Consider the following 6,993-nt stretch of genomic DNA (forward strand, 5'->3'; position numbering starts at 1 on the left):
CGGCCTGGGCCGATCCGCACTGGACGCGCCCGCTGCTGCTGGGCGTAGCGGCGCTGCTGGTCACCCTGCTGGGTGCCCGGCACCACCTCCGGGCGCCGCTGGTGCTCGGCGGCGCGGTGCTGGCCCTGGTCACGCTGCACGAACTCGCCCCGTACGTCGTGCAGGTGACGGGGGCCCTCCCCCGCTGGGCGCCTCCCGCCCTGGCCGGCCTCCTGCTGCTGGCGCTGGGGGCGACGTACGAGCAGCGGATCCGGGACGTCCGGCGGATGCGGGAGGTCCTGGGAAGGATGAACTGACGATGAGCTGGGGGGCGTTCGGCGCCCCGCGGTTCGCGCCGTCGGCGCCTTCGTGTGCCCTGAAGGCCTCTCGACGGCGGACCGGGCCCGTGATGTCATACGTGGTCTCCGAACCGGCCGCCCCACGGCGGCATGGTCGGGCTGGGACGGGGAGGCACCGTGACGGACCTGGTGGAATCGTCGGGCCGGGGCCCGGGCGCCGAGGAAGAGGGGACGCTGGAGCGTCTGCTCTCGGTGGTGGGGGCGGGAGCCGTGGAGTTGCACACGGCCCCGGCGGGGCTGCGGACGAAGGTCACCGGTGTCCATGTGCTGGACGCCCTGGAACCGGTGATCCGGGCGCGGGAGTTACTGCTCGCGGTCGGCGTGGACCCGCGTTCCGCCTACGCGGTCGACGTGGTGCGCCGGGCCGGTGAGGCAGGTGCGGCGGGCGTCGTGTTCGGTCCGGGCCGGCCTGAGTCCACCGCGCGGGCGTTGCAGGCGGCCGCGGAGGAGAGCGGCACGGCGGTACTCTTCCGCACCGCCTGGTGCACGTGGGCACAGCTGGTGGGGGTGCTGAGGGCGGGGCTGGCTGCGGCGGGCGCGCCTTTGGCGCCCACGGCCGGCGAGGTGCGCCTGGGCGACCTGGACTCGCTGGCCGACGCGGTGGCCGCCCTGGTGGGAGGCTCGGTGACGATCGAGGACACGGAGTCGCGGGTGCTGGCCTACTCCTCCACGGAGGAGAACGTGGACGAGATGCGCCGGCTGACCATTCTCGGCCGCCGTGTGCCGCCATGGCGGGTGGCGGCCATGCGGGAGGCGGGGTTCTTCCAGGCGCTGTGGGGTGCGGACGACGTGCTGCACCGGCCCGCCCGAGGACAGGATCCGGAGCGTCTGGTCGGTGCCGTGCGGGCGGGCGGAGAGGCGCTCGGGTCACTCTGGGTGGCGGCGGTGGCCGGCCGTCCGCTGTCGCCGAACGCCGCGGAGACGCTGCGCGGGGCGGTCCGGGCCGCCGCCGCCCATCTGCTCCACCACCGCACCCACAGCTCCGACGGCCGGCTGGTGGAGGACGCGGCCCGGGCGCTGCTGGAGGACCGCGGATCGGTCGAGGTGCTCGCGGAGCGGGCCTGGCTGCCGCCTGGGGAGCCCTGCGCCGTTCTGGCGGTGGGGACCGGCACCGGCCGCCCCTCGGGCGAGGAACCGGCCGGGCTCCACGGCCTGCTGACCTTGCACTGCGCGGCCCTCGGCCACCGGGTCGTGGTGGTCCCGGCGGGCGGCAGGACCCTGGTGCTGGTGAGTGGGCTGGAACGCGACCCGCGGCGGGCCGACGCCCAGGTGAGACGGCTCGGGAACGCCCTGGCCGAGCAGCTGTCGGCGACGATCGGCGCGCCGGTGAAGGCAGGGCTCGGTGACGTGGTCCCCGGCCTGGCACGGGCGCCCGAATCCCGCAGGTCGGCAGAGCAGGCCCTGCAGGCGCTCATCGCGTCCGGCAGGCCGCACACCGTGGCGCGCAGCGAGGACGTCGCGGACACCGTGGGCATCCTCCAGGTCGTCGACGCCCTGCGCGAGTTGGCTCTGCCGGCGCGGACATCGGTGGCCCGGCTGCGGGAGTTCGACGCCGGCCACAGCGGCAGTTGCCTGGTGGAGACCCTGCGCGCCTACCTCGACCACTTCGGTGACGTGTCCGCCGCCTCGCGCGCCCTGGGCGTGCATTCCAACAGTCTGCGCTACCGGTTGCGCCGCATCACGCAGGTGTCCGGGCTGGACCTGGACAGCCCCGACGCCCGGCTGCTGGCCCAGGTGCAGTTGCGTCTGGGCGGCGAGGCCGACGGCACCCGCCTCTGACCGCCCCGTCCGACGGCACGCGCCCCTGAACACCTGCAGAGGCTCGGCCACGCAGGCGGTCCGTCGTTTGGCCGCGGCCACCATCCAGGGGGCTCACCTGTTGTCGCATCGGACAACGCCTCCGCCCGGCAGGCGAGTTGTCGCCGCAGACCGTCGTCCGTGCGGCCGGCGTCTTTCAGGATTCGACGAAGACACCGGCCGGGTGCGGCCAGCAGCCTGGTGGTCCACCCCGGGCCGGCCGGGGCGCCGCGCCTACGACACCGGAAGGGCACACCATGACCGGACTGACTGCCGCCGCCGACCGACGTGAACGGATCCTCCAGGAGGCGGTGCGACAGGGACTGCTGGATGCCGAGCGGTCCCCCCTGGCCGCTTTCGTCGACCTGGACGGCGTCGCGGCCACCGTCGCGTCCCTGCACAGCGCTTTCCCCTCCTCCCCCGGTGTCCTGCACGCGTTCGCGGCCAAGGCGAACTGTCTGGTGCCGGTGCTGGCGGAACTGCGGCGGCTCGGCATGGGCTGCGAGGTGGCCACCGCGGGCGAGCTGGCCCGCGCGCTGGCCGCCGGGTTCGCGCCGGAGCGGATCGTCTTCGACTCTCCGGCCAAGACGGAGGCCGAACTGCGGCACGCCCTCGGCCTGGGGGTGACCGTCAACGTGGACAACTACCAGGAACTGGCGAGGATCGACCGGGCCGTCGGCGACGGTGTCCCGGTCTCGCGGATCGGAGTGCGCGTCAACTCCCAGCTCGGCGGCGGCAGCATCGCCGCGATGAGCACGGCGACGAGCACATCGAAGTTCGGCGTGCCCCTGGCGGACCTGGGAAGCCGGCAGCGGCTGCTGCGCGCCTACCACGACCACCCGTGGCTCACCTGGGTGCACACACACGCCGGTTCACAGGGCTGCCCGCTCGACCTCATGGCCGGCGGGGTCGCGCGGGCCGTGGCGTTCGCCGAGGAGGTCAACGCCTCGCTCGGACGGCGCCAGATCGTCGGCATCGACATCGGCGGCGGACTGCCCGTGAACTTCGCCGACGACGAGACCACACCGACGTTCGACACCTACGTCCGGCAGTTGCGGGCACAGGCTCCCGCCCTGTTCTCCGGCCGGTACGGGATCGTCACCGAGTTCGGGCGCTCCGTCCTGGCCAAGAACGGTTTCACCGCCGCGTACGTCGAGTACACCAAGAGCATGGGCGGCCGGCCGATCGCGGTCACCCACGCCGGTGTGCAGGTGGCCACCCGGACGGTGTTCAACCCCGACGCCTGGCCCTTGCGCATCGAGGCGCACGAGCCGAGCGGCAGGGCCAAGCGGGGCGGGCCGGTCCGCCAGGACATCGCGGGGCCGGCCTGTTTCGCCGGGGACCTGCTGGCGCGTGACCGTGCGCTGCCGCTGCTGGAACCCGGTGACCTCATCACCGTCCCGGACACCGGCGCCTACTACTTCTCGACGCCGTTCCACTACAACAGCCTGCCCGAGCCCGCCGTGCACGGTATCCGGACGGACGGTGACGGCGGGGGTGTCCGCTTCGAACTCCTGCGTCCCGCGCAGGATCCCTGGGACGTGCCGGGCCAGGGTGCCCCTCGCGTGCCGGTGCGGCGCCGGGCGCACGAGCCCGTTCGCAGCGCCGGCTAGGGGGCACCGAGGTGGCACAGGCCGACCGCCGTGGGCCCGGCCGGGACGGACCGCTTCTCAGTCAGCGCGCCGCGATCGTCTTCCTGCTGGCGGCCCTGGTCGGCATCGGTGCCACCGTCCTGGCGGCGCTGGCCGGCCACGTGTGGCCGGTCGCGGTGAGCGTCGGGGGCGGGGTGCTGGCCCCCGCCGTGCTGTTCTTCAACCAGATCATCGACTAGGACGAGCGGTTGCCGGTGGCGCCACCGGCAACCGCGCTTCCGGCTTCCGCTACGGCATCCTGTCGCCGAGCAGGGCCAGGTTCTCGATGGCTGCGAGGCCGTACAGCGCGGTGTCGTTGGTGGACACCCAGGTGGCCTCGCTGCCCGGCACCAGCGCGACCGGGCCGCTCAGCTTCTCCGTCCGCCAGGGCGCGGACTCCTTGTAGCCGTCGGAGTTGTAGAACTTCTCCCAGGCTCGCTTGGCGAGCTTCTCGTCGCCGGTCTTGACGGCCGCGTACGCGTCGAGTCGCGAGTGGCCCTGGAAGAGCAGCAGGGAACCGAAGTTGGAGCCGTAGCGTGCCGCCTGCTCGGCCTTGGTGGCGTTGAAGTAGCGGCAGTAGTCGAAGTACGCCTCGTTGAACTTCGGCATGTCGACCAGATCGATGAGTTCGGCGCACAGCTCGTTGAGGCCGAAGACGGCCGAGAGGTGCGAGACCTCCACCTTGGCCGTCCCGGCGACGGCGAATTTGCCGGTGTCGAGGTCGTACAGGCCGCTGCCCTGGACGAAGCCGTTGGGCTGGGCGGCGATGGTCTCCATCGTGGACAGCACGCGGGCCTTGGCCTTCTCCCACTTGGGGCCCTTGCGCTCCCACTCCGTCAGCCAGGCCGACACCAGGCCGCTCCAGTCCGTGCCGAAGCCGATCGACAGGGCGTGCCGGTCGGGGGTGTACGGCTCGGTGCGGATCTTGCGGAGCGGGTCGAGGGCGAGGAACGTCTCGTCGGAGTCGACGTTGGCGTGCATGAGGTCGCCGACGCGTTCGTCCGCCGTGAGGAAGTAGTAGTAGCGCCGGTAGGTGGTGTTGGCGATGCGCTGCTGCTTGGCGCTGTCGGCGAAGTGCTGCACCCCGTGCCGGGTGCCCAGGCCCGCCCATTTGCCCAGGTGGTAGACGTCGACCTCGCCGGTGTGCCGGGTCATCGCCTCGGCGAAGCGGAAGATGTCGGTGCGGCCGGAGCGCAGGTAGGCGAACCAGAGCCACAGGTCCGGCGACAGCTCGGAGTTGTCCCAGGCGTAGCCGCCGATGTCGTACCGCCACTGGTGCCGGAACGTGTCGTAGGTGTGCATGATGTCGCCGTAGTCCCAGAAGCCGTACCAGCGGCGCTGCTCCACCTGGTCCTTGTAGTAGGTGAAGAGGAAGTCGAGGTGGTCCTCGATCTTCGCCTTGGCCGGGGTGGAGCGGTCGGGCTCGGAGTACAGGTTCGGTCCGAAGACTTTGGCCCTGATGAGCTGCTTGGGCGGGGCGGCCAGCTGTGGCAGGACGCGGACGGCCTCGACCTGCTCGGCGAACCGGTCGGGGCTCGGGGTCGATTCGTTGGCCCAGAAGAGGAGTTCGGAGGTGCGGGCGATGCCGTACGGGGTGCCGAACTCCGGCTCGTAGTCCTCGTAGGTGATGTTGAGGCCTTCGAGCTGCTCCGGGAAGGTGTCCTGGCCCATGCCGTCGTGGTAGAAGCGCATGTCCATGGGCTGCGCCTCGGGCGACCAGAGCCAGAGGGTCACCTCGGCCTCGTCGGTCTGGGCGTCCCGGATGTCGAGCTGGGCGGGGAACTTCTCCCAGAAGTCGCGCAGCCCGAAGGAGAACCCACCGCTCGCCCCGCCGACGTAGCCGAACCCGGAGGCGCGCCGGCCGCCGCCCGCGGCGACCCAGCCGTGCCCCTTCTTGGTGCGCTTGCGCAGCGTGAAGCCGTCGGCGGACAGCTGCGAGAGGGTGTAGTCGCCCCACTCGGGGATGTACTGCAGCCGGGTCGTCACCCGCTGGTCCCAGGTGGCGGGGTCGGGCAGCTTCTTGCCCTCGAACTGGGCGGCCTGAACGGCCGCTCCAGGGTCCCGGCGCAGTCCGGTGATGCCCTTGACGGCCTCGCGCAGCAGCCCGGTGCCGTCTCCGCCGATGCGGATATGGCGGTCGTACGACTCGTCCCGCAGGGGTACCGAGAAGCGGACTCCGAGGCCGCGGATGAAGTCGCCACTGGCCTTGCCCGGCTCCTGCTTGCCGTCGTAGGTGATGGTGTGCACCATGCGGAAGGAGTCGGCGCCCGCGTAGAAGTAGAGCCTGATGGAGAAGGGCAGCCAACTGCGGCCGCTCTTGCGGTGCTTGCCGTCGATGCGGACGACGGCGCGGACCGGGCCCGCCTGCTCGACCTCGACCTTGGAGATCGCGCCGTCGAAGCGCTCGGTCCTGACCGCCCCCTGGTCCTCGTCCTCGATCTCCGGCTGGCGGATCAGCACGAGCCGGCCGTTCCTCGCGATCTCCGTGGAGCCTCGGGCGACGGACTTGACGAGTGTGGAGCCGGACGTGCCGATCCTCGCGGTGATGACACCGGTCGAGATGTCGATGGTGCCGCCGCGCTTGCCGACAGTGACCTTCTTCTCGGGTGCGGCGGGCGTCCCGGCGGCGAGGGTGAGCTTGCCGTCGCCCGAGGCGACCGCGTGTGCCGTCCACTTGAGGGACCCGTCGGGCCAGTAGGCGATCGGCCAGGACTGCACGGGCACGGCCTTGCCGCCGGCGTCCGTCAGCGCGAAGGTCTGGTGCTTCTGGTAGGCGCCCTTGGGCCAGGGCACGCCGACGGTGGAGCCGGGTGCGGCGCCGAGGCCGCCGTCCTCCAGCCAGTCCAGGGTCACCGGGTCGGCGTCGGCCGCCTCGGCTCTGGGCACGGCCTGGGCGTCCTGCGCCCCCAGTGCCCAGCTGAACTGGGCGGCGGCTCCGGTGACGGCGGCCGCTTTGAGGAGGGACCTGCGGGGGATGGGAGACATGGCGATGCTGCCTTTCCTCGTCCGTGCGGGAAGCGAATCCGTACGCTGGTCAGGGGCATGACAGAGAGAGGTGCGGTGCCGGGGCGCCGACCTGGAGTATGGGGAAACCGTCGTTCAGCGGTGCAGGTACCGCTCCTCCACGGCGACGGCCGCCGCCGCGACGGCCCCGAGGACGGGGAGTGCCAGCGGCGCCGCGAACCAGGCGGACACGGCCACCACGGCCAGCCCGCCGACGATCAGGA

General features: G+C 72.2%; 4 protein-coding genes and 1 pseudogene. 4 read left to right on the forward strand and 1 reads right to left on the reverse strand.

The window, feature by feature from the left end:
• The 4 genes and pseudogenes from ABZ281_RS30605 to ABZ281_RS30620 all read left to right on the forward strand — a co-directional run.
• Positions 1 to 296 (forward strand): annotated as a pseudogene (locus ABZ281_RS30605) (hypothetical protein); the annotation flags it as partial.
• A 159-nt stretch (positions 297 to 455) separates the two neighbouring features.
• The gene (locus tag ABZ281_RS30610; protein WP_356660705.1) at positions 456 to 2,117 is read left to right on the forward strand and encodes a helix-turn-helix domain-containing protein; all 1,662 of its coding nucleotides are present in this window, start codon (positions 456 to 458) and stop codon (positions 2,115 to 2,117) included.
• Between the two features lie 275 nt (positions 2,118 to 2,392).
• Complete coding sequence (locus tag ABZ281_RS30615) at positions 2,393 to 3,748, forward strand: diaminopimelate decarboxylase (RefSeq protein WP_356660707.1); 1,356 nt, start codon at positions 2,393 to 2,395, stop codon at positions 3,746 to 3,748.
• Positions 3,749 to 3,759: 11 nt separating this feature from the next.
• Positions 3,760 to 3,966 (forward strand): hypothetical protein, encoded by a 207-nt coding sequence (locus ABZ281_RS30620; protein ID WP_356660709.1) that lies wholly within the window; start codon positions 3,760 to 3,762, stop codon positions 3,964 to 3,966.
• Positions 3,967 to 4,015: 49 nt separating this feature from the next.
• Here ABZ281_RS30620 and ABZ281_RS30625 read toward each other — a convergent pair whose 3' ends face one another.
• Positions 4,016 to 6,751, reverse strand: coding sequence for a Tat pathway signal sequence domain protein (locus ABZ281_RS30625; protein WP_356660711.1), 2,736 nt, complete (start codon positions 6,749 to 6,751; stop codon positions 4,016 to 4,018).
• Positions 6,752 to 6,993 lie beyond the last annotated feature (242 nt).

This window comes from Streptomyces sp. NPDC006265, from assembly GCF_040613555.1.
Lineage (GTDB): Bacteria > Actinomycetota > Actinomycetes > Streptomycetales > Streptomycetaceae > Streptomyces.